Consider the following 24,561-nt stretch of genomic DNA (forward strand, 5'->3'; position numbering starts at 1 on the left):
GAAGGTGCCGCCACGGTGACGTCCCGCATCGCTGCCATGACGAAATTGCATACCTTGAAGGAAAATGAAAGTGAGGCGGTGTGTCATCCCGACCTGCGCCGCACTCACCGGCATCGGTCGCAACGTGCGGCAACGGGAGGTGAAGCGGCAATGAAACGGCGGCCCGCATCGCAGCATCACGATGCGGGCCGCCGCGCTACACACTCGGTCCTGCTTACTGAGCCTGCTGCGAGGGTTGCTTCTGCCGCAACTTACCCTGATAGCGGATCGCCGGCCGCAGCGACTGCGTGGTCGGTGCCGTCATCAGCAACTGATGGGCGAGCGGCGCGGCCGCAGGACTCAGCGAGCCGATACTGGTAGCGCGCGACGGGTCCGCCAGACCGTTCTTCACGAGCAGTTTCGCCTCGAGTTGCAGACTGGTCAGCAGCACCGGATCCTTCAGCGCATTGCCCTGCGCGAGCAGCTGGCTCCACGCGTTGTTGCCGTAATTGGTCACGTAGTAGTCGAGACCGCTCGGATCGGCGAGGACCGCGGAACAGCCGTTCAGACGCACCTGGGTTTGCGTGTCTTTCATCGCCACCGTCTTGCGCGAGGTGAGCCCGTCGCCGTACGCAAGCGTCAGCGGAATGGTCCACTGCGTGCCCGGATACTGGTTCTGGTTCGGGAACGGCTGCTGTTTCAGCGTCACCACAGTCTGGTTGGTCGTCAGATCGCACTGCGTATCGAGCGAAATCAGCGGCACACCCGTTTGCCGCACGAAGCTGTCGCCGATCGCCACCATCGGCTGGCCGCTGACCTTCGCCAGTTCGTCCCACAGGCGTTTAGGCGTGACGTTGCCGAGCGAATAGTCGGCAAGATACGACTGCAGGCCCTGGCGCATGACCTCTTCGCCGAGGTAGTTCTCCAGCATCTTCAACACATGACCGCCCTTGTCGTACGTGAAGGCGCTCGCACTCAGCACGAAGTCGTTCGACGCCCAGCCGTTGAAGTTCGGCTGCACCGGGAACGAGGTGGACTTCAGGTCCGCATTGATCACGGCGTACTTGTTCTTCACGTCGTCGACCCAACTGAAGCGGTCCGGGAAGAACCGCACCTTGGTCTTGTTCTCGAAGAATGTCGCGAACGATTCGTTCAGCCAGACGTCGTCCCACCAGTCGAGCGTGACGAGGTCGCCGAACCATTGGTGCGCGGCTTCGTGCGTGAGCACCGTCACGCCATAGTCCGACATGGTCGTGCCAGGCGCCGGCAGAATGTCGTCGGCGAATTCCAGAATCGCGCCCCAGTTCTCCATGCCGCCGAAGTTCAGGTCCTTCTGCTCCTTGAACGCGTCGTTGGCCGCGATCGTGTCGAACTTGGTGAGCGGCAGCGGAATGCCGGTGTAGCGATAGTAGTAATCGAGCGCCTGCTTGGTCTGCTGCATGGCCGGCTTGGCCCAGTCACGCATGCCGGGCGGCGTGAAGATGCGCAGATGCAGACCCTTGCCGTCAGGCAGCGGGCTCGAGAAGTCGTCTTCGAGAATGTCGAACTGCCCGCCGCCGAAGAACAGCAGATACGACGGCATGGGCGGCGTCTTCTCGAACGAGACCAGCTTGTAGCCGGCGTCCACGTTCACCGCGGGTTTTTCCGCCGCGTTCGAGACGACGTTCCAGTTCTGCGGCACCTCGGCGCTCACCTCGTAGGTCGGCCGGAAAGCCGGCTCGTCCCAGCCTGGGAACCATTGGCGCGCCAGGTTCGATTCGCCCTGCGTGAGAATCGCGCCGCTCGTCGTGCCGTCCGTCGACTTCAGATCGACGCGGAACACCCCTTCGGCCGCGGAGCAGCCCGGATAGGGATCGTCGCCGCAACTGCCGCCGGTCTTGGCGACCGGGTCGTCATAGGTCTTGAAGTTGATGATGCCGCTCCACTCCATGTGCAGCGAGTAGTTGCCGGCGGCGATCTGCCCGCTCACGGGGCGAAGCTGATAGAAATCGCCGTCGTCCTGAGGCGTCGCAATCAACGGAATGTTGCCGGGCTGAAGTGTGATCGTGCCGTTGGTGAACTTGATCCGGTGCCCGGCAATCGTGATCGCATTGACCGCCTTCTGCACCTTGATCTGCACGTCGGCGCGGCCGTCGAACGAAGAAAGCGCGGGGTTCGGCCGGAACCACAGCTTGTAGTTGACAGGCGTAACCGTGTCGGGCAATTCGACCGGCGGCACCGTCTTGTTGATCGATGTATCCGCAACGACCGGCGCGGCCGGTGGAGTCAGCGCCACCTCAGAGGCAGCCGGCGCGGCCGTCGGCGTCTGCCCGGATTTACTCGTCAATGAAGACGAGCCGTCGCTGCCGCCGCATCCCGCCAGAACCACGATTCCGGCTAACGCCAGGCACTGTATCTGCAATCGGAAATTTATACGCATTATTAATCCTCGACTGACAAAATCGGCATAAAGAAAGTGCGTTGAGTGTTTCAGCTTGTTTTCTCTGTTTTTCAGAGAAAAGGTCTCCCGCACCAGCACCGAATTGCTAGCGAGAATATAGGGACGTGTTGGCGCCTCAGCACTTGTGGCTGATTTTAAAATTGCGATACACGTTTATTACAATACTTTCACTCAGACAGCTTGGGCCGTTTTCTTCGGCTTCCATTCGATCGCCTGACTGACCGGCAAAGCGCGGCTTACCTGCGTCTCCGGGCAGGTAGAGAAATCCCGAATCAGTTTTTGGCGACAGTGCGTAGCCTAGTTTGGCAAACGTTCCCGTGTCAACTTCCTTTCACAAACTTTCTTTCACTTGGAAAATATGTATGCGAACCGAATGCCTCCGGTAATGCAACCGAGTTAATACTCTAAGCGTCGCAATATCGGTGTTGACTACGGGAAAGGTTATTTTTCTTCGCGCCGGATTATGCTATGGCGCATTCGCAGAAGCGAATACCCTCGAACGAAGTTGAATTTGAACTAGCTGGAGAGTTCACCGAGGATTTAGCGCGAATAATACGCAGGCCATTAGCTAGCCGTTCACCGCCGCCGCGATTCGTGCGCACATCGCCTTGTCGGGTATTGGGCCCGAACCGGCCCGCACATTGTCCGCCATGTAGTGTGGACGCCCTGTGCCCGGAATCACCACCGTCACCGCCGGTTGCGCGAGCACGAACTTCAAAAGAATCTGCGCCCAGCTCGTGCAGCCGATTTCCGCTGCCCATGCAGGCAGCGGTGTTTTGCCGACGCGGGCCAGCAGTCCGCCGCCTCCGAAAGGCTGATTGATCACGACCGCGATGCCCGACTCCGCGGCGAGCGGCAAGATGCGCGTTTCAGCGGCGCGGTCGTCCGCTGCGTAGTTGATCTGGACGAAGTCGGGTTTTTCGCGGCTCATCACCGCCGCGACTTCGTCGAATGCGCTCGACGTATAGTGCGTAATGCCGATATAGCGAATCCGGCCGCGCGCTTTCCATTCGCGCAGGGTGGCGAGTTGCGTGCGCCAGTCGAGCAGGTTATGCACCTGCATCAGGTCGATGCGCGGCTGCTGAAAACGGCGCAACGATTCCTCCATCTGCGCGATACCCGCCTCGCGTCCTTCGGTCCAGACCTTGGTGGCGACAAAGGCCCGCTTGTGCGCGTCGAGCTGCGTGAGCAACGCACCGGCGACCGCTTCGGAGGACCCGTACATCGGTGAGGAGTCGATCGCCGAACCACCCGCCTCGAACAGGATGCGCAGAACGTCGGCGAGTTGCGCGCGAGCCGCGGGATCGTTGCCGACATCGAAGGTGCGCCACGTACCGCAACCAATCACGGGTAACCGCTCGCCCGTGGCGGGAATCACGCGTTGCGCCATGCGCGGCGGCGGGGTCGTGGCTTCGGATTGGGATTGAGTCGGCGTTTGCGCCGGTGCCGCCCTCGGTAAAGCGAGCGAGGCCGACAGACCCATTGCCGTGCTGCCCGCTGCGAGTAGAAAACGACGTCTCCCGCAAAGCTTTGCGGCGTTTTCGGATGAAAGTGCCATGACGTGCCCTCGATTCGCGCGCAGTACAGTGACTCAGTACGATACGGCAAATCAGCACGGCGCGTTGAGCGCGGGTTAAACCGGCACAACCGCAAGGGATCCGTTTGCGCGCCGAAGCGCTACTCACCACTAGCGGATGAAGCGACCACAGATCGGCATGCTGCCAGGCCGCGCGATCACAGACGACTCGCCACCGCTCGCCGCCGCGAACCGATCCGCCGCCATCGCGGACCCCGCTGCGGCGCCGATCGCGATGACCGCGATCGCGATCCCGCGCAGCCGTCCGGTTCGGCCCGCAAGCGAGCCCGACACGCTTCGCCAGCTGGCAAGCAAGGTCATCGCCAGTGCAACTATCGCGCAGCACATGACGCATCCTTCAGGCATTCGCCGCGGCGCGCTCCTCGCGCACCGGAAACGGATTGCGCCATGCCTCGATCGCATTCAATTGATCGTGCCAGCGCTGTACTTCCGGAAACTCGTCGAGAGGCATCGCCGCGCTCTTCGCGTACGGAAGCGTGACGCCGACGGAGAAATCCGCGACCGACATGTCATGACCCAGCAGCCACTTGCGCCCCTTCAAATGCTGGTTGAGGACGGCGGCATGTTTGCGGAAAAACCCCTGTGCTTCAGCGACTTTCGCCGGTTCGGGCGCGCCGAGTCCGACCCACGGTTTGATCAGATACTCGAAGTAAAGCGAGCCGGCGTGCCGGTATAGATGCTGATTGTTCCAGCTGAACCAGCGCATGATTTCGATCTGCTGCTGCGCGTTCTGCGGCCACAGCCCGGATTCCGCGCGCTGCGCAAGGCGGCAGATCACCGCGTCGGATTCCCATATGCTTTTATCGCCGTCGACGAGACACGGCACCTTGCCGTTCGGATTGATCGCGAGGTAGTCCGGTCTGGTTTGCTCGCCCTTGCGCAGATCGACAAATACATATTCGATTGGCAAGCCTAAATACCCCGCCATGGCGCAGGCTTTTCTGGGGGACAGCGTTTCAGCATAGTAGAGCTTCATGGTCGACCTCGATCTGCGTTGAACTGCCTGGAACCAACTTTATTCGCCCGCGTTTTCCAGCTCGGCAATCAATGTGTCCAGCTTCTCGAATGCTCCGGTCCAGCCGGCCAGATGGCCATCGCGCGCGGCCTCGTCGAAGAACTGCGCGTGCGTAAAATTCAGTTCGGTGCCTTCTTCGACCGGGCGAAAGCGGATGGTCACCAGCGACCGGCGTTCAGGCAGCGTTACCCACTCCCAGGTGAAAACGAGCTTGCGGTCCACTTCGACTTCCCGGTACTCGCCGCGGCAGTCGTGCGTTTCGCCGTCCAGCGTCTGGAACACCACGCGAAAACGGCCGCCCACGCGCGGATCGGCTTCGGCGCTCAGCACCGGTCCGGCGTCGGGCCCCCACCAGCGCGCCATCAGTTCGGGCCGCGTCCACGCTGCATAAACTTTTTCGGGCGCTGCCTTGATGCGCCGCACGATGGTCAGGCTGGGCTTTTGCCGGATCATTCCTCGTTCCTCTCCACGAAATCGGCAAGCCGGTCGAGGCTCGCGGACCAGAAGCGATCGTAGCGCCGCAACCACGCCATGGCTTCTTCCATCGGGCCGGCGACCAGTTCCACCGTGACGGTTCGGCCATGCTTCGTGCGCGCCACCAGTCCTGCGTCGCTCAGCACGTCGAGGTGCTTCATGACGGCAGGCAGTTTGAGCGGCAACGGACGCGCGATTTCCGACACCGAGAGGCCGGGCTCGCGCTCGAGACGCGCGAGGATGGCCCGCCGCGTGGGGTCCACGAGGGCGGAAAACGTGCGATCGAGTTGGCTGACTGGAGACTTCACCATATGGTGAACTATAGTCTCCGGGAGCAAGGAGTCAAGGTCTTTGGCGATGGAGTCCGTGAAACCGTAGGCCGCCTCGTACTGTTCTTCGCGAACGCTGGGCGGCTATGATTCCAACGATTCGCGGTTACGGCTTCACACGGTTTCCAGAGGACAGCACTGTATGGACATCCTTCAGGGCATGGCAGTGTTCAAGCGCGTAGTGGACGCGTCGAGTTTCTCGAAGGCCGCCGACTCGCTGGCGATGCCACGCGCCTCGGTGTCGACGCTGGTGCAGAATCTGGAAACTCATCTGGGCACGCGTCTCATGAACCGCACGACGCGCCGCGTGCAGGTCACCGAGGACGGCGCGCTTTACTACGAATACTGCACGCGCATTCTCGCCGAAGTGTCCGACGCCGAGTCGGCGTTATCGAGCAAGCGTCAGAGTCCGCGCGGCACGATCCGGGTCGATACGTCCGCCTCGTTCGCGTCTAACGTGCTGATTCCGGTGATGCGCGATTTCCACGCACGCTATCCTGACATCACGGTGAAGCTGGGACTGGCCGACCGTAATGTGGATCTCGTGCAGGAAGGCGTGGACTGCGTGATCCGCATCGGCGTACTCGACGATTCGAACCTGGTGGCACGTTCACTCGGCAGCGTGCGCATGACGACGTGCGCCGCCCCCGCCTATCTCGAACAGATGGGCGAACCCGCAACTCCGGACGATCTCGACCGGCATTGCGCGGTGAATTACTTTTCCGCGCGCACGGGACGGGTCTATCCGTTCGAGTTCGAAGCGCACGGCGCAGTCGCCAGAAAGCAGTTGAATGGCAAACTCGCGGTCAACGACGCTCAGGTGTATGTGATGTCCGCGCTGGAAGGCTTAGGCTTGATCCAGGTGCCGCGCTTCATGGTCGCGAAGGCGATTGAAGCCGGCGCGCTGCGTGAAATTCTCCGCGGCCACCTGGGTCCGCCCGCACCGCTCTCGATTCTCTATCCGCAGCGTCGCTTGAGCATGTGCGTGCGTGTGTTCAGCGAGTGAGTGCACGAACTGGTCCAGAACGATCAGAATTTCAGCGGCTAACGAATGCCAAAGAACGCTAACGAACCCGACTCTCAACACAGCCGTCAGATCAGTCCGCGAGATTGCAACTCGCGCGACAGAGCCTCGACGCTGACGAAGCGGTGTCCGTGCAACCCCGCATCGATCGCGCCGCTCACATTGGCCGCCGTGTCGTCGACGAAAAGCGTTTGGGCCGCCGGCACGCCGAGTTGATCGAGGCAGCGCAGATAGGTCTGCGCCGCCGGTTTCGCGGCGCCGTAAGACGCCGACGAATAAACATGCGGGCCGAACAGCCGCGCCACCGGCGGATTCAGATAGCCGATGTGCTCGGTCAACAACCGGCAATTGTTCGTCAGCACTGCGATGCGGTGGCGTTCGGCAACCTTGGCGGCAACTTCGAGCGCCGCCTCGTTGGGCGTAATCGACGCGCGACGGGCTGCGAGCCAATCGTCACGGTTGATCGGGCAGTTCAACAGAATGCCTAACTCGCGCAGATAGTCGTCATCGCCGATCTCGCCCGCGTCCGCGCGCGCTTCAAGGCCCGATCCCCAGATCGCGTAACGCACGGTTTCGGGCGTGCGGCCCACGCGTGCCGCCAGATGCTCGGCCCGCGCCGTGCGGTCGTAGTGAGACAGAACCCCTTCCATGTCGAACAGAACCAGCGTGATGGATACGGTCATGCTGTCGGCCTCGCGTCGCAACATTTCAGAAATGAAGGAACCGTGCAGCGCGATCACGCCGAACGGTCGCCGCCTGCTATTGTGCATCGCCAAAACCACGACTGCCCGCGGCGAGCAACTGTAGGCACACGGCGCTCAAAAAACTTTTCGGCCAATGGAATAAAGCCGCAACGCCGCGCGTTCAATAGGCGCAATGACCATCGGTCAGGACAGAGAGGTGCGACCATGAATTCTGTGCTTAAGGCATTGAGTGCCGTCGTGGGCGGCGCGGCATTGGTGAGTCTCGTCGCAGCGTGCGGCGGGTCTGATTCGGTGAGTATGCAATCGTATACATCGACCGCGCTCGTATCGGACGGCGCCGTCGCGGCAGCGCATACGGACCCTCACTTGAAGAACGCGTGGGGCGTTGCGTTCAATCCGAAAGGCTTCGTCTGGGTGGCGGACAACGCCACATCGGTCGCCACGCTCTATGACGGCAACGGCACGCCACAGTCGCTGGTCGTCAGCATTCCGAATGGAACCAATGGACCAGCGAACCCGACCGGTATCGTGTTCAACGGCACGACTGACTTCGTCGTGACGCAAGGCGGCAAGTCCGGCGTGGGCGCTTTCATCTTTGCCGGAGAAGGCGGCACGATCACCGCGTGGGCACCGACTGTCGGCCCGACCACCGCGTTCGTCGTGTTCGACAACGGCAGCAGCGGCGCTGTCTACAAAGGCCTCGCGCTAGCCAGTAACGGCGGCGCCAACTTCCTTTATGCCGCCGACTTCCACAACAACCGCATCGACGTATTCGACAAGAGCTTCGCGAAGGTTTTAACGCCGGGCAAGTTTCAGGATGCGTCGATACCGGCAGGCTTCGCGCCGTTCGGCATTCAGGCAATCGGCGCCAAACTCTTCGTGACCTACGCGAAACAGGACGCGCAGGCGCACGATAACGTCGACGGCGCCGGCCTCGGCTTCGTCGATATCTTCGATACGGCGGGCAACCTGTTGCAGCGTTTCGCTTCGGCGGGCGCGTTGAATGCGCCGTGGGGCGTGACGCAGGCGCCGGCCAATTTCGGGCGGTTCAGCGGCGACGTGCTGGTCGGTAACTTCGGTGACGGCACGATCAACGCATTCGATCCGGTGAGCGGCCAATCGCTCGGCGCCATCAATCTGCCTGACGGCAGTCCGTTCGTCCAGCACGGTCTGTGGGGCATCGCGTTCGGTAACGGGCTCAGCAATCAGCCGGTCAACACGCTATTTTTCGCCGCAGGGCCGAACGATGAAGCGGACGGCGTCTATGGACGCATCGACGTGAAGATGTGACCGACGGCGCGAGCGTTTACCGCCACATCTACCTGAGCGAGGCGGCTAGCTCTTCACGCTGCGCAGCGCATACGCGGACAGCGTCGCGAGCCGCTCCACGCTCAGCATCCTCGCGACGCGCTTCACCGCGTGGCGCACGCGGCCGCGCAAATGCGCCACGCGCAGGTGACGCCAGAAACGGTCCGGCGCGAAATCGTCGAAACGGGCTTCCTTTTCGAGCAGCGTCTTGCCGCCTGGCAAATGAACGAAAGAACAGCAGCGAAACCACCGCAGATCGCGATAGTTGTTACCGGGCCAATGACGACCCACGGCCTGGTACGCGCCCACTTCGATCAGCGCCTGGCCCTCGTCGACCAGCGCATTGAGCGCGGCCGAAATAAACGCCTCGTCACCGTGATGCCTCAGACGCGCGCTTTCGCTGAGATAGCGCGCGTAACTGGCCCGCGCGCGCGGCACGAGCCGCCGCAGCGACGCGGGCGTCGCAAGCAGAAACTCGCCGCCATACCAACGAGGATTCCTGAGCCGCCCGCCCGCGACGATTTCCAGATCGGCGACCACGCGTTCACTGCCGTACGCCGGAAAGACCTGATCGGAAATATCGAAGGCGCCGACGCCGGCTCGCGCGCATCGCTCGATCAGGTCGGGCTCGAGCGGAAGCAGCGCCACCATGTCGGCGTCGAGCAATAGCATCATCGTGTCGGCGGGCAAGGTCTCTGCCACCTGGTCCATCAGATCGAGTTTGAAATGCGCGGCGTAGAACGGCGTGTTCTTCGGCAGCTCGATCGTCGCTGTGAGTGTCGTCACCGCCGGCCGGTTCGCCGCCGGCATGTTCGCGAGACGATGCGCGACCAGCGCGGGCGCGTTCGTCATGATGGTCAGTGCCGGCATGCCCACGCGCCGCAAGCTGTTATTCAGGCAGATTGCCTGGCTCACGTACGAGAGCGGGTCGCGATTCGTCGAGTTGGGACCCGGCTTCGCCTCGACATCCACATAGACCAGAGTGCAAGGGAATAGATTCACACTGCTCCTCACCCCATGTCGGCGACAGTCCGCTATTTCAGCGCGCCGCCGTACTGCCGGAGGTTGATCACCTGTTTTCACCGTGGGGTCGAACAGCTCCCGCAAGGTGCGCTGTAGTGGAAACCGCAGCTCGTTCACATGCGAGCCGGGCACGCTGATCTGCGGCGATGGAGTCGGATGAGCCGGGGCGCAGATATCACGTATGACCTATCGTTTCACGTCCGTGCGGCACCTTTCCGCCAAAACGCAGAGAGACGCGACGCGGATGCCGTCGAGGTTGATGTGGACCTTCGGCTCCTCGCAATAATTGCGGATGCGTTGTTGTGGATGCGCGAATAACTTACTTGTTAGCGATTGCGTGCGGGCTTGATTCCCTTTGCCCGGGAGCATCCCTCGTAACTTTTAAAGTCAGATGAATGCGCGATGCCGACATATCAGCCTGTGCTTTCGCCATTGGTCGAGTCAGAGAAAAACCTCGCTTGCGCGCCAGCAATAACACCGCTTCGCGCAACAGGATGGTCGCGTTCGAATTAGCGCCGCTGCTGTCGCAGCGGTCTGAAGAACCGCCGAACCTCCGCGGCGAGCAGATCGGGTTTTTCCATCGCCGCGAAATGACCACCGGCCGGCATGTCGGTCCATTGCACGACGTCGAAGGTTCTTTCGAGCCAACTGCGCGGCGGATGATGGATCTCCTTCGGAAAGTGCGCGAATCCAACGGGCGGTACGACGCGCTCTCCTTCGCCGAAGCGCATCGGCTGCAAGCGGTTTTCCCAGTACATCTGCATCGCCGGGCCGATACACTGGGTGTGCCAGTAAAGCGAAATGTTAGTGAGCAGTTCGTCTTTCGAAAACACGCGCTCGACGTCGCCCTCGCAATCGCTCCATGCGCGAAACTTCTCGCCGATCCATGCCGCCAAGCCCACGGGCGAATCGTTGAGCGAGGCCGCCAGCGTCCGCGGTTTGGTGGTGTGCATGTGCGCATAGCCGCCTTCGAGGGCGACCCATTCGTTTTTTTCCCGCAAGAATTTTTCTTCTGCCGATGTCAGCGGTTTCTGAGCCGCCCCTTCGGCCGGCTCGTACGAACCCGGCAGGAAGTTCAGATGGATGCCGTCAACGATTCGCGGATGCCGCGCGGCGAGCGCGATCGATACGCCAGCGCCGAGATCGCCGCCTTGAGCGCCGAAGCGCTCGTAGCCTAGCCCGCGCATCAGCGACGCCCACAGGTCCGCCACCTGAAACGCGGACATGCCGGGTCGCGCGGGTGCTGGCGAGAACGCGAAGCCCGGCAGCGAAGGCGCGACGACATCGAAGGCGTCGGCGGCATCGCCACCGAAGGCGGCCGGGTCGCACAAGCGGTCGAGCAGGTGACGGAACTCGACGAACGACCCAGGCCAGCCATGCGTGATCACCAACGGATAAGGCGCCGGGCCCACGCCACGCCGGTGGACGAAATGCACGCGCTGCCCCGCGACGTCAGCGAGGAATTGCGGCTGCTGATTCAAGCCGCGCTCGGCGGCACGCCAATCGAAATGCGCGGCCCAATACTCGGCCAGTGCGCGCAGCCACGCAGCATCGACGCCCTGCTGCCAGGCGGGCGACGGCGTGGCCGGCGCCCAGCGGGTCGCGCGAATGCGCCGGCGAAGATCGTCGATGTCTTGATCCGCAATTGCAATCTGAAACGGTTCTATGTGCATGGCAAATCGTCCGGCACAGTGGGAGGGTTGACGTGCGCGCCCGCGCTCGACAGCGAAGTCCGCGCGGCGTTCATTGAGGCTGACTCAAGCAATTGCCCCGAGCAATCGACCCAAGCAACGAAGTCAAGCAACGAAGTCAAGCAACCAGGTCAGCGAGCAAGCACGAGGCAAACTGCATGGTACACAATGGCGCATTTTCCGTTTTGCGTCCTGGAGACTGCCATGCTTGGAGCGCTCGCTGTCCTGCTCACCTTTCAGTGCCTCGGCGAAGGTGTTTCGTACGTGTTCCACATACCGGTGCCAGGGCCTGTGATCGGCATGCTGCTGTTATTCGGCTTCGTCATGCTGCGTCCGCAGACCGCCGATGCGATCGAGCCGACCGCGCTCGAATTGCTGCGCCATCTGTCCTTGCTGTTCGTGCCGGCGGGTGTCGGCATCATGATGTCGGCGAGCCGGATTCGTGGCGACGCCGTCGCGGTGATCGTCTCCATCGCGCTCAGCACGACTCTCGCCATTGCCGTGGCGGCGCTCGTCACACGCGCGCTGATGCGCCGCCAGCACCGTGACCCCGGCGCGACGGAGGCCGCGCAATGACGGCCATTCCGAAGCTCGGCGCCATCTGGGTCTATCTCGCCGCGACGCCCCTGCTCGGGCTGACGATCACGCTGATCGCTTACCTGATCGCCCAGACCCTCTATGCGAAGGCGCGCTTCAATCCGCTTGCCAATCCGGTGCTGATCGCGGTGGCGCTGCTCGTGGCACTGCTCGAAGTGACGCGCACACCGTACGCGACCTACTTCGAAGGCGCGCAATTCGTCCACTTTCTGCTTGGACCCGCGACAGTGGCGCTCGCGCTGCCGCTCTACCGGCAGTGGCCGAAACTGCGCCGCTTTGCCGTGCCGCTCTTCGGCGGGCTCGTCGCCGGATCATTGACGGCCATTGTCTCGGCGGTCGGTGTGGCCGCGCTGTTCGGTGCCTCGCATCAAACGATCGCATCGCTTGCACCGAAATCGGCGACCACGCCGATCGCCATGGCGGTCGCTTCCGGGATCGGCGGCATTCCCTCCTTGACGGCCGTGCTCGTCATTTCGACGGGCGTATTCGGCGCCGTGTTCGCACGCGCCATTCTCAACACGCTGCGCATTGTCGAACCCGAGGTGCGTGGTTTCGCGCTCGGTATTGCGTCGCATGGCATCGGCACGGCGCGCGCTTTTCAGGTGAGCGGGGAAATGGGCGCGTTCGCCGGGCTGGGCATGGGGCTCAATGGCGTGTTCACCGCGTTCGTCGTGCCGGTCTTGATGCCGCTCGCAACGCGATGGTTGACTGGTTGAGCGCTCCGCTGGCCGACTCGGCAACTGGAGGGCCCGCTGAACGCCGCTCGCTGCGCTTCAACGCGCCCACCGGGCGTTGGCTGGATAATGACGCTTCCCTCACCGACCGAACGGAGTTTGCCGCGATGTCTGCCTATGAATCCAGAGTGCCGCGCGTACTGTTGACCAACGACGACGGTATCGACGCCCCCGGCCTCGCCGTGCTCGAAGCGGTCGCCGCCGAACTGGCGCACGAAGTCTGGGTGGTCGCCCCCGAGCACGATCAGAGCGGCACGTCGCATTCGATCAGCCTGCATTCGCCGCTGCGCGTGAGCCGCCAGGGCGAGCGGCGTTTCGGCGTGGCCGGCACACCCGGCGATTGCGTCGTGATGGGCGTGCGCCACCTGATGCGCGACGCGCCGCCCACGCTGATTCTTTCCGGCATCAATCGCGGCGGCAATCTCGGCGTGGAGACAATGTTCTCGGGCACCGTCGGCGCCGCGATGACGGGCCTGTTGCTGGGCTTGCCGTCGTTCGCGCTGAGCCAGACCTTCAGTGACCGCGACAACGTGCGCTGGGACACGGCTCGCGCGCTCGCGCCCGGCGTGATCCGCCAGTTGCTCGCCATCGAGCATGCCGCGCCGACCTGTCTGAACATCAACTTTCCGGATGTCGACGCGGCGCTTGCCGGCCCGCTCACGCCGACTCGCCAGGGGGTTGGACTCGTCGAAGATATCGGCGTGTTGCCGCAAGTCGATCCGCGCGGCATGGCCTATCACTGGTTGCGCTTTCAACGGGGCGCGCGCGCGAACGATTCCGACAGCGAAACGGCGGTGGTGGCCTCAGGCCGCGTGTCGGTCACGCCGCTCGCCTTCGAGCGCACCGACGAACCCGTCTTCGCGCGGCTCGCGGCGTCGCTGGGGTAGCCGTGCGCTGAGTTCGCTGAGTTCGCTGAGTTCGCTGAGTTCGCTGAGTTCGCTGAGTTCGCTGAGTTCGCCGAGGTCGCCGAGGTCGCCGATAGTGAGCGGGTCAGCCCGTTAGCCCTTCGTTATTCGCCCGCTTGCCGTGCCTCACGGACGTGGCGCGCCGGTCAGGCTCGGCGCCCCGCCGGGCCCCGCGGGATCGGGATTGCCGAACGCGGGGAGGCTGCCGTTTCCGCGCGCACGTTCGATCTCCGCGCGCACCTGTGCGCGGGTTTTCGGGCCGCCGTCTGTTTTCGCCGTCGTGTCGCCGGACGACGTGGACTGAACCAACGGCGCTGACAGCACCGTGGTTTGCGCGGTCAGTTCGGCCTGCGGGCGCGCCGGCGAAGTGGAGGCCGCTAGCGGCGTCGGCGTACGCTGTTGGCCAGACGATGCCGACGCTGCGACGGGAGCGCTGCTCGCGCTCTGTGGCGCTTTCGCCCTTGCAGCGAGAGCCGACGGTTGACTTGCCTCAGGCGGTCCGACACTAGCGCGCGTTTTCGCGCTGGGCGCGCCATTGCTGTCGAGACGCGCCACCAGGTTGTCCAACGCCGCCTGACTCCTCGCATCGCTCGACCCATCGAGGCTCTGGTTGTGGGAGGCAAAACGGTTCTCGCGCGACCGGCCGTGCCGCATCGGTGACGACGACTTCCGCGCCGGCTTCGAAGCAGGTCGCAGCGTCGTCCCGGCTCGCTCAACCGCCAATGCGCGCTGAGCAGCGTCGGCGCGCGCCTGCACGTCGCCTTGCAATGCGCGCACCCGAGCGTCGTCCCGATGCGCGGCACGAATCGCGTCCAGTTGAGCCTGCGCGGCGGCGAGGTCGTTGCGCTGCAGACTATCGCGCGCTGCCTGCAGGCCGCGGGCCGCCGCGCCCGGTAAGCTCGTTCCGCTCGCTGCATCGCTGCGGGCGGCCGGCCCCGCTATGACCACGCCGCTGATGGTGTCGCCCCGCGTTCGATGGACCGGCACGTCATCGCGCGCCGCGCCGAATTCGTCTGTCGACAGCCACGCTTTGCCGGCCTGCGAGACATATGCCGCGATTGCCAGTGCGCTGACGACGAGTCCTGTCAGAACGATCTTCCTGGATTCGCCATGCATGAAATGCCCCCTTCCTGTCGTGGAGCGTGCGCGCCTGCGGGTTCGCAAACGCGCCCGAAATCATCAGAGGGTCAGCGGCGATCGAGCGCGCGATGCCACTGCAACGACTGCGAATGCGCAGCCGCAAGGTCCGGCCGAATACGGCACCTACGAGAGCGCGCGCGAACTGGATGCGTCCATTGTCTATTGATATCCTTCGGACGTCGAATAGTCCGATCAGGCCTGACTCGTTGGCCGAAAAAGCCTGATTCGCGCCGCTTCCTTCCTGGGACCGCTGGAACTGCGAAACGAACCGGCGCACGGCGCCTGCGGGTTTCCGATGGACGGCCGGTCGCGCTTATACGAGCGCCCCCTCGGCCTGCTTTGCGCGCACAGCAACGGCAATCGAGCTGCCGACTATCAACGCAATGCCGAGCAGCGACGCCGCGCCGATCGTCTCACCCCACATCACGTAGCCGAACAATGCCGCCCATACGATGCTCGTGTAGTTGTACGGCGCGAGCGCGCCGGCATCGGCCTGACGGAACGCCATGGTCATCAGCAACTGCCCGGCCGTGGCGAACCCGCCGAGCAAGGCCATGACCGCGAGCGCCTGCGCAGAAGGTGTACGCCACGCAAAAAACAGCGAAGCGCCGGTGACGATCGTGCCGAGCGCCGTGAAATACAGCACCGTGGTGCGCGAATCGTCGGTGGCGCGAATGCGCTTGATCTGAATGATCGACAGCGCGCCAAAGAAGGCGCTCGCGATCAGCAGCATGGGGCCGAGCCAGTTCGAATGCGAGCCGTCCGGGCGCACCACGAACAGCACGCCGACAAAGCCGACCGCGGCGGCGAGCGCATCGCGCGGCTTGAGCGTTTCCTTCAGCAACGGCGGAGCAAGAACGATCACCAGCAAGGTCTCCGAGTACACGATCGCCACCGCGTCGCCCAGCGGCATGTAGGGCAGACCCGCGAAAAAGAGACCCGATGCGCCGAGCAGCGTCAGCGCGCGAAGGGTCTGCCCGCGCACGTCCATGTGCCGGATCCGCTCGCCGATCGGCTTGCCGTGCAGGCACACCGCCACGGCCGGCACCAGGCCGAACAGCATGCGAAAGAACGTCACCTCGTTGGCGGGATAGGCGAGCGCCACGGACTTGGCGAGCGCGTCGACCAGCGCGAAGCTGAACATCGCCACGAGGATCAGCGCAACGCTGCGCAGTGGCACGGCGCTCGAGCGGATGGCGGTGATGGGCGGCATGAAGTTTCCTCGCGCTGCGCGCTGCGGCGCAACGGCTCGTTTTGGCGTGCCGGCTGCGCAGCCAGCGTCGTTGGAACACGGATTATGCCTGCGCACTCGCGAAGGATCGACCGGCAGCGCGACATCGATCCAATCCGCATGACGGCGCCGCTTTCCACTTCGCCTAGCGCGATCTTCGCCGTCGGACAATCCGGGGGGAATCACTGATACAGGTTCCAGAAACTAACCTCGCACCGGGATCGATGCAAGCCTGGGGCCCCGGCGCCGACAACTCGACCATCGCCATTCCCGCGCCGCCCACCAACGGCACAGGCGCGGGAGACAAAACCGTGGCGCTCGCCAGCACCTACGCCACCGCGTCTTACGAAGCGGACGTGACGGTCAGCGCGCCGGTCGGCGGCAGCACGCACCATCTGAAGGTCACGGCGAGCGACACGGCCATCACCGTGGACCTCGACCAGCAGCGCGTGATCAACGTGAACGACGCCACCAACGCCCTGCCCGCCGTGTTCCAGTCGGGCAGCTTCGGCCTGCGGCGTTTCGGCGTCGGCGCGGGCTTCAGCAACATCACGATCCGCACGTACCCGACCGTGAAGTCGCCGAGCTACGACTTCTCCAAGGTGGTCGGCGCGGTCTATACGCCCTCCAACGCGGTGAACGCGATCGACTTCCCGGAGAACTACGATCCGGAGATCGTCAACCGTGAACTGACCTATGCGCAGACCTACGGCCTGAACACGATCGCGGTCTACCTGCATTACCTGGTATGGGCGAACGATCGTGTGGCATTCCTGAGCAAGTTCGAGAACCTGCTGAAAATCGCCGCGCGTCTGGCATCAAGGTCCCACCGATCTTCTACGACGACTGCTGGAACCCCACGACGCAATACGGCCCGCAGCCGGCGCCGGTTTGGGGCGTGCACAACAGCCAGTGGGTGCAGTCGCCCGGCACGCCGGTGGAACAGGCGTATTTCCAGCCGACGGCGGCCAATTCCGCTGTCACGTATAAGGCCAGTCTGGCGAGCTACATCACCGACTTCGTCGCGCCGCATCGCAACGACCCGCGCATCATCTTCTGGGAAACGATGAACGAACCCGGCTGCAGCGGCAATGGCGCATTGCAGGCCACGCGCGCGGTGCGGATGATCGACGCGCGCGTCGCCATCCTGAACGCGGGCGCCACGCAGCCCGTCAACGCGCCGCAAGTGCAGGAGGACGAAGGCACGTACTTCTCCGACTTCTACGCGTTCCATCCGTACGGCAACCCGTACACGGGTCCGGCGAACGGCGGCACTATCGGCGCGTTGAATTCGGAAACCCTGCAACGGGGCTTTCCGGGCACCACGGGTCAAACCATGGCGGGCATCGTCTCGAACTACGGCGGCAGCACGGGCTTTATCGTGTGGGAGCGGATGATCGGCCGCACCAATACCCGCTTCCACTGTGGCCAGGTGCCGGGCGCGCCGGCCACGGTCGAACCGGCGACGCCCTTCCAGGGGGACGATCTATCCGGACGGCCATCCGTGGCAGACCTCGGAGACTCAAGCGCTGACAGGTGGTTTCAACGCGAAGCTGCCGGTGCTGCAGGTCGGCTACTGCAATGATCCGAGCTTCGCGAGCGCCCCCGTCAAGACCTCGGTTACGCCGTTGATCGACTTCGATCTGAACACCGAGCGCGGCACCGACTCGCCTGACGCCTCCGCGGGCATCAATGCAACGAACTGCGGTGTGCGTTGGACCGGCGCAATCCAGGCGGCCCAGACCGGGCTCTACACGTTCTCGATCGACAGCGACACCGTGGCGCGCCTGTGGCTCAACGGCGTGAAGGTCATCGACGAGAAGACCGCGACGCAAGCGAGCGTGAGCGGCTAGACCTGGCTCGCCGCGAAGCAGCGCGCGTCGATCAAGGTCGAGTATGTGCACGGCACGGGGCCGGCCAGCATGCATCCGCTCTGGTCGAACCCGGCGGCGAACCACCCCGGCGCACTGTGGATCGTGCCGTCCGATTCGCTCGTGACGTCCAACTGAAAGACGTTTGACGGAGCCGGCCGTGGTCGCCCCACTGCCTGCCGGCTTGTGCAGCGCAGCTGCGTGCGCGCGCTGCGCATGCCGCTTGCATAGCCGTTTGAATCGCCCCGTAATGTGTGCGATGCTAGCCACGCCCCGGCCATCATGAGAAGAAAAAGGGGCGCGAGGCAGACCAATCCTGTTGTCCATTCCTCTGGAGGAGACATGATTGAGTCATCGCAATTGCGCGGCGCCGAACGCGCCGGCATCGCAGATCGCCGCTCGTTCCGCATCACTGAATCGGCACGGCTTCACCGCATAGCGGCCGCTTCAAGCTTCGTTTTCCTGATCAGTCTCGCCGGCGTCTGTCACGCCGACACTCAGGCGGGCGGCACGCTGCCGCCCGCGCCCGACAAACTCTACGGCGATCTCTTCGTGGCCGTGCAAACGGCACAGATCTATCCGGACCAAAAGACCTTCGTCGATGCGACGCCGAATGCCGATCCCGCCACGATCGTGCAACTGTACGCGCAGCAGAAAAACAACCCCGGTTTTTCGCTGGCGAACTTCATCAACCAGTACTTCACGCCGCCGGGCGAGCCGGTCATCACGCCGCCCGCGAACCAGACGCTGCGTGAACACATCAACTGGTTATGGCCGGCCCTGACCCGCACCACCACGAGCGCGCCGCCGAACAGCTCGCTCATTCCGTTGCCGAAACCGTATGTGGTGCCCGGCGGACGCTTCCGCGAAGGCTACTACTGGGACACCTATTTCACGATGCTGGGGCTGCAGGAATCGGGCAACGAAAATCTCGTCGACGACATGCTCGACAACTTCGCCTACGAGATCGATACCTTCGGGCATATTCCGAACGGCAATCGCACCTACTATCTCGACCGCTCGCAGCCGCCGTTTTTCTCGCACATGGTGGAGCTCGCGGCAAAGGTGGAAGGCCATGGCGTCTACCAGAAGTACTTGCCGGCGTTACGCAAGGAATACGCGTACTGGATGCAGGGAGAGAACACCACGCAACCCGGCTCGGCGACCCGCAATGTGGTCGTGATGCCGGATCGCACGGTGCTCAACCGCTACTGGGATGAACTCGACACGCCGCGCGACGAATCGTATCTGGAGGACATTCAGACCGCGCAGCAGGCCACTGGCCGCAATCCGAACGAGGTCTACCGCGAATTACGGGCCACCGCCGAGAGCGGCTGGGATTTCAGCTCGCGCTGGTTCGGCGACAACATGACGCTCGCGACGGTGCGCACCACGTCGATCATTCCGGTCGACCTGAACAGCCTGATGTTCCACCTCGAGATCACGATCGCGAAAGGTTGCGGCGAGACGCGCGATTTCCGCTGCGTCGGCGAATTCGCGCAACGCGCCGCGAAGCGTGCGCTCGGCATCAACCGCTATTTGTGGAACGCCAACGGCTACTACGGCGACTATGACTGGAAGCTCGCGAAAGCACGCGACAACAAGACCGCCGCGATGGTGTTTCCGCTGTTCGTGGGCGCGGCGTGGCCGGATCGCGCGCTGAAGACGGCGCAGCAGGTGCAGTCCACCTTGTTGCAACCGGGCGGTCTCGTCACCACGACTTACGACACGACGCAGCAATGGGACGCGCCGAACGGCTGGGCGCCGCTGCATTGGGTCGCCATCCAGGGTTTGAAGCGTTACGGGCAGGACGCGCTTGCAAAACAGATCGGCACGCGTTTTCTCACCGACGTCAAAGGCGTCTATGCGTCCGACCGGAAACTGGTCGAAAAATACGTGGTAGAAGGCGCGGGAACGGGCGGTGGCGGCGGTGGCGAGTATCCGCTGCAGGACGGTTTCGGCTGGACCAATGGCGTGACGCTCCAGCTGCTCGATCTATACAGCCCCGGCCAATAAGGCTGCGCGAAGGGCGGTCGCGGCAAACCAAAATACTGTATAAAAACACAGTATAATGATTTTACCCGCACCGCCCTTCGCTTCCTGATCGGGCGGCGGCTGCCAGCCAAAGTCCGCACATGGTGTTCCAGCAAGCCCTATTCGCGCCCGAGCCTGTCTCCGTTCTGCACGACGCGGAAGGCGGAATTCGCTATTTGCCCGAGTCGATCGCGGCTGGCACGGCGCAACAGTGGTTCGAGGCGTCGCTGCACAATATCGGCTGGCTCAGCCAGCAGCGCATGATGTACGACCGCGAGGTGGCCGTGCCGCGCCTTATCGCCACCTTCGCGCGCGAAGCCGGCAATCTCCCCGCGCCGTTGGGCGAAGCCTTCGAGGCCGTTCGCGCGCTCGTGGGCGCGCCGTTCAATCGCGTCGGCCTCAATCTCTATCGCGACGGCAGCGACAGCGTCGCGCCTCACAGCGACAAGACGGACAAGCTCCTGCCCGCTCAGCCCATTGCGATCGTCTCACTCGGCGCGAGCCGCCGCATGTCGATCCGGCCAAAGGCAGGCTCCGGCCGGACCGTGCATATCGAACTGGAGCCCGGCAGTTGCCTTGTCATGAGCTATGCGTCGCAATTCACTCATGAGCATAGCATTCCCAAACTGGCCGACATAACCGGCCCGCGCATCAGCCTCGCGTTTCGCTGCTACAGCGGCTGACTAGTCGGCCGACCACCCTAACGGGCCGAGCAACAGGCGCGGCCCTCAGCGTTGCGCCTCCTGCTCGATCGTCGGGTAATCGATATAACCTTCGGCGCCACCGCCATACAGGGTGTCTTTATCCGGCTCGTTCAGCGGCGCGCCGCGTTTAAGCCGCTCCACCAGGTCGGGATTGGAAATGAAAGGGCGTCCGAAGGCAATCAGATCCGCCCGCTTCGCCTTGAGCGTGCGCTGCGCGAGTTCCATGTCGTAGCCGTTGTTGGCCATGAAGAGGCCGTCGAACGCTTCGCGCAGAACCTGCAGGTCGAAGCCGCCCGGCACTTCGCGCGGGCCGCCCGTGTCGCCCTCGATCACATGCAGATAGACGAGTTTGCGGGTGTTGAGCTGCTGCACGACATGTTTGAAAAGCGGCTCGGGATTGCTGTCGGCAATATCGCCGAAACTGCTGAGCGGTGAAATCCGCACGCCTACCCGCTCGCCGCCCCACACGCTGGTCACCGCATCGGCCACTTCCAGCAGAAGGCGCGCGCGATTCGCGATCGAGCCGCCGTATTGATCGGTCCGCCGATTGGTCTTGTCGCGCAGGAACTGGTCGAGCAGATAGCCGTTTGCCGCGTGAATCTCCACGCCGTCGAAACCGGCGGCCTTCGCGTTTTGCGCAGCCACGCGATATTGCTCGACGATGCCCGCTATTTCCCCCGTTTCGAGCGCGCGAGGGGTGACGAGCGGCACGAAACCTTCGTCGGTATAGGCCTCGCCTTCAGGTTTGATCGCCGAGGGCGCGACCGGCAACGCGTGGCCCGGCTGCAATGACGGATGGGAAATGCGGCCGACGTGCCACAGCTGCAGGAAAATATGGCCGCCTTTCCGGTGCACGGCCTCGGTAATGCGCTGCCACGCCTGCACCTGGGCGTCGTCATAAATGCCGGGCGTAAACACATAGCCTTTGCCTTGCGGCGAAATCTGCGTCGCCTCGGCAATGATCAGTCCCGCCGACGCGCGTTGCGCGTAGTACTCGATGGCCAGTTCGCCCGGCACGTCGCCCTCCTTCGCGCGACTGCGCGTGAGGGGCGCCATCACGATGCGATTGGGCAGTTGCAGCGGTCCTAGCTTGACGGGTTCGAACAGGTAACTATCGATACGCGCGGAATCAGTTGACATGGCATTCCCTGGAAGAAGAGGCAAAGCATTGCAAGGCGGCCCGGCGTTGTTGCGGGGCATTCCTGCAATCGGCGCCGGAATTGGCTTGCCGGATGAAGTCAAGTTGACAGGCAGAGCGAGCACAGACAGCAAGATGCGGACCGCGGCGCGTCAGAGCAGCGCGATCTTGCCCGTTGCCAGATCGTAAATGCCGCCGACAACCTTGACCTTCCCGCTCTTCACATATTGCCCGATGAGCGGTTTGGACAGCGCCAGCCGGTTGGTGTTCAACCTGACGTTCTCGATCGTGGCTTGCGCGACGAGATCGGCGCCCTGATGCGCCTGCGCCATTCGCACGGCCGGCTTGATCGCGCGGACCAGTTCGGGAAGATGGCCGGGCAACCGTGCGCCCTCCTGCACCACCTTGACCGTGGCGCTCACCGCGCCGCACTGCGTGTGTCCGAGCACCATGATGAGCGGCACGCCGAGGAATTCGACGCCATACTCGAGGCTCGCGAGAATATCGTCGTTGACGAAATTGCCCGCCACGCGCACCACGAACAGATCACCCGGCCCCTGATCGAAAGCCAGTTCCGGCGCGACACGCGAGTCCGCACAGCCGACAATGGCGGCGATCGGATATTGCGCGGCAACGCGCGCCGCGCGGCCCGCGGAATAGTCCTTGTTTGAAGCGGTATTCGCGGCGTAGCGGGCGTTGCCCTGCATCAACCGTTCGAGCGCTTGAGCAGGTGGAATCGAATTCGGCGCATTGGCGGCCGGCGGGTCCGCCGCTATCGCATCGTGCCGGGACCAGCCTGCCAGCGTGATCGCCGACGCACCGGCCAACAGCAGATCGCGCCGCCCCGGAGAAGACAGATGACGCTCGCACATGGCTCGCCTCCCATGTCATGGGCAATGCCCGGCGGCGCAGCGCAGATCGGCCTGAACCGTGCAAGCCTGAGCGCGCACGAGCAAACGTCTCATCGTGCGCCTCACAGGTTCAAACTTCAAGTTACACGGCGTAGATGTCCGGGTTGTCCACCAACGGCAGGAACTCGCCGGTGCGCCCGTCGAGCGCGAGCATCACACCGCTTTTGATATCGAAGATCCAGCCGTGCAGTTGCAGCTTTTTGTTCGCAAGTCCGACCGCTACCGAAGGATGCGTACGAATGTTCGCGAGCTGCGCAATGACGTTGTCTTTGACCAACGCCTCCAGACACTCCGCATCCGAATGATAGGTGCGCGACGCGTTGATGGCTTTGGCCGCATCCGCGTGACGCAGCCAGCTCGCCACCGCCGGCAGATGGTCCATGTTCATGCACGTGGAGATCGCCGTCATTGCGCCGCAATTGGAGTGGCCGCAAATCACGATATCGCGAACGCCCAACACGGCCACGGCGTACTCGACAGTGGCCGAGACGCCGCCCGGCTCGGGACCATAAGACGGCACGATGTTGCCCGCATTGCGGATCACGAACAGCGAACCGGGTTCGGTCTGCGTCAGCAGTTCCGGCACGACCCGGCTGTCCGAGCAGGTGACGAAAAGCACACTGGGACTTTGCGCCGCGGACAAACGTTTGAACAAGGCGCTCTGCTGCGGAAAGACTTCGCGTTGAAAACGGATCAAACCCTCGATGATTTCCTGCACGGTGTTCTCCAAGATCGAAGAATGAGCCTGCGTGCCCGAAACCGTGACCACGGTCCAAAGCAAGCAGGCGGTCTATCCGCGCGACTATACCGCAGCCGCGGTCTCGACGGCCTCCCATGCATGAACGGCAACGAGGCATCGTCGATCACGCGTTGATTTCCCGCGCCCAATAAAAAAGCCCCAGCTGTCTCCAGCCGGGGCAAACTCTCTCGCTCGCACACCGGGAACCGTGCGTGCATGACTACTTTACCCATGCCGACGAAGCGGATATATACGCCACGCTGGAAGAGTCCTTTCCAACCCCCGGCGACGCGCGCAGCACTGCGCTCAGGCAGGTGTGCGCAGGCGCATGAGCGCGCATCGTCGCATCGCTAAAACGCATCAGCGCAACGCAGGCAGCCACGCGGCACCTCGTTGCGCCCCATCCCGCACAATTGCGTCGAAGCCGTCGAATCAACGGCTGTACATCGCGTTCCAGTCGGCCGGCGACACAGCCGGACTGCCGTGTTGCGACGAACCCGCCACGCTGCCGCCGTAACCGCTGGCGGCGCTGTTGCGCATGGCAATGCGGGCTTCCGCGGCCTGAATCGCGTCCGGGTAATGGGCTTGGTCGCCATCGCCGACGTGATAGCCGGCCTGTTCGAGCTGAACCAGTTCGGCGCGCACCTGCGCGCGCGTGATGCCGGAATTCGATTGGGCGAAGACGGCCGCCGAAGCAGCCAGCGAAGCGACGATGACGACGGCCTTGATCAGGGACTTCATGGTAATAACTACCTCCGATAATTGATGATAAGCGGCGCTTTGAATCACTCTCCGCGCAAGCACTGAACTCAATATAGGAGCCGAATCCGCCTGGAATAACGGCCGGCGATCGAAGGAATTGTTGTTGAATCTGGAGAAATCGCCGGCCGGGCACCGCGCGGTATCAAGCGGTATCAAGCGGTATCAAGCGACATCGATCGATATCGACCCGCGCCCGGCCAGACGATCATCA

At 63.3% G+C, this 24,561-nt stretch carries 26 protein-coding genes; 11 read left to right on the forward strand and 15 right to left on the reverse strand.

Features of this window, described 5'->3' with window-relative positions:
- Positions 1–214: 214 nt before the first annotated feature.
- The 6 genes from CJU94_RS22805 to CJU94_RS22830 form a co-directional block, all read right to left on the reverse strand.
- Positions 215–2,398, reverse strand: coding sequence for a M1 family metallopeptidase (locus tag CJU94_RS22805; protein ID WP_095420953.1), 2,184 nt, complete (start codon positions 2,396–2,398; stop codon positions 215–217).
- Between the two features lie 589 nt (positions 2,399–2,987).
- The gene (locus CJU94_RS22810; protein WP_095420954.1) at positions 2,988–3,977 is read right to left on the reverse strand and encodes an aldo/keto reductase; all 990 of its coding nucleotides are present in this window, start codon (positions 3,975–3,977) and stop codon (positions 2,988–2,990) included.
- Between the two features lie 129 nt (positions 3,978–4,106).
- Positions 4,107–4,316 carry a hypothetical protein gene (locus CJU94_RS22815; protein WP_095420955.1) on the reverse strand — a complete coding sequence of 70 codons (210 nt, stop codon included), beginning with the start codon at positions 4,314–4,316 and terminating at the stop codon, positions 4,107–4,109.
- Positions 4,317–4,353: 37 nt separating this feature from the next.
- Positions 4,354–4,992, reverse strand: coding sequence for a glutathione S-transferase family protein (locus tag CJU94_RS22820; protein WP_095420956.1), 639 nt, complete (start codon positions 4,990–4,992; stop codon positions 4,354–4,356).
- Between the two features lie 39 nt (positions 4,993–5,031).
- Entirely contained in the window at positions 5,032–5,484 is a 453-nt protein-coding gene (locus tag CJU94_RS22825; protein WP_095420957.1) for an SRPBCC family protein, read from the reverse strand.
- Complete coding sequence (locus CJU94_RS22830) at positions 5,481–5,816, reverse strand: ArsR/SmtB family transcription factor (protein WP_095420958.1); 336 nt, start codon at positions 5,814–5,816, stop codon at positions 5,481–5,483. The genes CJU94_RS22825 and CJU94_RS22830 overlap by 4 nt, the downstream gene beginning before the upstream one ends.
- Positions 5,817–5,976: 160 nt before the next feature.
- Between CJU94_RS22830 and CJU94_RS22835 the strand changes: the two genes are divergently transcribed.
- A complete protein-coding gene (locus CJU94_RS22835; RefSeq protein ID WP_095420959.1) occupies positions 5,977–6,840 on the forward strand; it encodes a LysR family transcriptional regulator in 864 nt (287 codons plus the stop codon).
- 86 nt (positions 6,841–6,926) lie between these two features.
- On the opposite strand, the gene CJU94_RS22840 is transcribed toward CJU94_RS22835, so the two are convergent.
- Positions 6,927–7,541, reverse strand: coding sequence for an HAD family hydrolase (locus CJU94_RS22840; RefSeq protein ID WP_095420960.1), 615 nt, complete (start codon positions 7,539–7,541; stop codon positions 6,927–6,929).
- Between CJU94_RS22840 and CJU94_RS42285 the strand changes: the two genes are divergently transcribed.
- On the forward strand, positions 7,540–7,665 hold the full coding sequence (locus CJU94_RS42285) for a hypothetical protein (RefSeq protein WP_279636655.1): 126 nt from the start codon (positions 7,540–7,542) through the stop codon (positions 7,663–7,665). The two genes, CJU94_RS22840 and CJU94_RS42285, sit on opposite strands and share 2 nt — an antisense overlap.
- Positions 7,666–7,766: 101 nt before the next feature.
- Positions 7,767–8,852, forward strand: coding sequence for a TIGR03118 family protein (locus CJU94_RS22845; protein ID WP_095420961.1), 1,086 nt, complete (start codon positions 7,767–7,769; stop codon positions 8,850–8,852).
- A 45-nt stretch (positions 8,853–8,897) separates the two neighbouring features.
- Here CJU94_RS22845 and CJU94_RS22850 read toward each other — a convergent pair whose 3' ends face one another.
- Together CJU94_RS22850 and CJU94_RS22855 are read right to left on the reverse strand one after the other, a co-directional pair.
- On the reverse strand, positions 8,898–9,872 hold the full coding sequence (locus CJU94_RS22850) for a hypothetical protein (RefSeq protein ID WP_095420962.1): 975 nt from the start codon (positions 9,870–9,872) through the stop codon (positions 8,898–8,900).
- 530 nt (positions 9,873–10,402) lie between these two features.
- The gene (locus CJU94_RS22855) at positions 10,403–11,566 is read right to left on the reverse strand and encodes an epoxide hydrolase family protein (RefSeq protein WP_095420963.1); all 1,164 of its coding nucleotides are present in this window, start codon (positions 11,564–11,566) and stop codon (positions 10,403–10,405) included.
- Between the two features lie 222 nt (positions 11,567–11,788).
- Here CJU94_RS22855 and CJU94_RS22860 point away from each other — a divergent pair, with 222 nt between their 5' ends.
- The 3 genes from CJU94_RS22860 (at position 11,789) to surE (ending at position 13,802) form a co-directional block, all read left to right on the forward strand.
- Positions 11,789–12,160: a CidA/LrgA family protein gene (locus CJU94_RS22860; protein ID WP_095420964.1), complete on the forward strand. Its 372-nt coding sequence runs from the start codon at positions 11,789–11,791 to the stop codon at positions 12,158–12,160.
- Complete coding sequence (locus CJU94_RS22865; RefSeq protein WP_095420965.1) at positions 12,157–12,897, forward strand: LrgB family protein; 741 nt, start codon at positions 12,157–12,159, stop codon at positions 12,895–12,897. Before CJU94_RS22860 ends, CJU94_RS22865 begins: the two co-directional genes overlap by 4 nt.
- Before the next feature lie 125 nt (positions 12,898–13,022).
- Positions 13,023–13,802, forward strand: coding sequence for a 5'/3'-nucleotidase SurE (gene surE, locus CJU94_RS22870; protein ID WP_095420966.1), 780 nt, complete (start codon positions 13,023–13,025; stop codon positions 13,800–13,802).
- Positions 13,803–13,946: 144 nt separating this feature from the next.
- Here surE and CJU94_RS22875 read toward each other — a convergent pair whose 3' ends face one another.
- On the reverse strand, positions 13,947–14,936 hold the full coding sequence (locus tag CJU94_RS22875) for a hypothetical protein (RefSeq protein WP_095420967.1): 990 nt from the start codon (positions 14,934–14,936) through the stop codon (positions 13,947–13,949).
- A gap of 337 nt (positions 14,937–15,273) precedes the next feature.
- Positions 15,274–16,173: a DMT family transporter gene (locus CJU94_RS22880; RefSeq protein ID WP_095420968.1), complete on the reverse strand. Its 900-nt coding sequence runs from the start codon at positions 16,171–16,173 to the stop codon at positions 15,274–15,276.
- 329 nt (positions 16,174–16,502) lie between these two features.
- On the opposite strand from CJU94_RS22880, the gene CJU94_RS41850 reads away from it, so the two are divergent.
- From CJU94_RS41850 to CJU94_RS22895, 5 genes are all read left to right on the forward strand, one after another.
- A complete protein-coding gene (locus tag CJU94_RS41850) occupies positions 16,503–17,261 on the forward strand; it encodes a hypothetical protein (RefSeq protein WP_244221054.1) in 759 nt (252 codons plus the stop codon).
- Entirely contained in the window at positions 17,258–17,776 is a 519-nt protein-coding gene (locus tag CJU94_RS41855; RefSeq protein WP_244221055.1) for a hypothetical protein, read from the forward strand. Before CJU94_RS41850 ends, CJU94_RS41855 begins: the two co-directional genes overlap by 4 nt.
- Positions 17,751–18,044: a PA14 domain-containing protein gene (locus CJU94_RS41860; protein WP_244221056.1), complete on the forward strand. Its 294-nt coding sequence runs from the start codon at positions 17,751–17,753 to the stop codon at positions 18,042–18,044. The genes CJU94_RS41855 and CJU94_RS41860 overlap by 26 nt, the downstream gene beginning before the upstream one ends.
- A 360-nt stretch (positions 18,045–18,404) precedes the next feature.
- Positions 18,405–20,078: an alpha,alpha-trehalase TreA gene (treA, locus tag CJU94_RS22890; RefSeq protein ID WP_095420969.1), complete on the forward strand. Its 1,674-nt coding sequence runs from the start codon at positions 18,405–18,407 to the stop codon at positions 20,076–20,078.
- 119 nt (positions 20,079–20,197) lie between these two features.
- A complete protein-coding gene (locus CJU94_RS22895) occupies positions 20,198–20,779 on the forward strand; it encodes an alpha-ketoglutarate-dependent dioxygenase AlkB family protein (protein WP_095420970.1) in 582 nt (193 codons plus the stop codon).
- Positions 20,780–20,824: 45 nt separating this feature from the next.
- Here the strand turns inward: CJU94_RS22895 and CJU94_RS22900 are convergent, their stop codons facing one another.
- From CJU94_RS22900 to CJU94_RS22915, 4 genes are all read right to left on the reverse strand, one after another.
- Complete coding sequence (locus CJU94_RS22900) at positions 20,825–21,940, reverse strand: alkene reductase (protein WP_095420971.1); 1,116 nt, start codon at positions 21,938–21,940, stop codon at positions 20,825–20,827.
- 150 nt (positions 21,941–22,090) lie between these two features.
- Positions 22,091–22,810, reverse strand: coding sequence for a carbonic anhydrase (locus CJU94_RS22905; protein WP_095420972.1), 720 nt, complete (start codon positions 22,808–22,810; stop codon positions 22,091–22,093).
- A 121-nt stretch (positions 22,811–22,931) separates the two neighbouring features.
- Positions 22,932–23,567, reverse strand: a complete 636-nt coding sequence (locus tag CJU94_RS22910; protein WP_095422752.1) for a carbonic anhydrase — start codon at positions 23,565–23,567, stop codon at positions 22,932–22,934.
- Between the two features lie 453 nt (positions 23,568–24,020).
- Entirely contained in the window at positions 24,021–24,329 is a 309-nt protein-coding gene (locus tag CJU94_RS22915; protein WP_095420973.1) for a DUF4148 domain-containing protein, read from the reverse strand.
- Between the last annotated feature and the right edge of the window lie 232 nt (positions 24,330–24,561).

The sequence above is a fragment of the Paraburkholderia aromaticivorans genome (genome assembly GCF_002278075.1).
Lineage (GTDB): Bacteria > Pseudomonadota > Gammaproteobacteria > Burkholderiales > Burkholderiaceae > Paraburkholderia > Paraburkholderia aromaticivorans.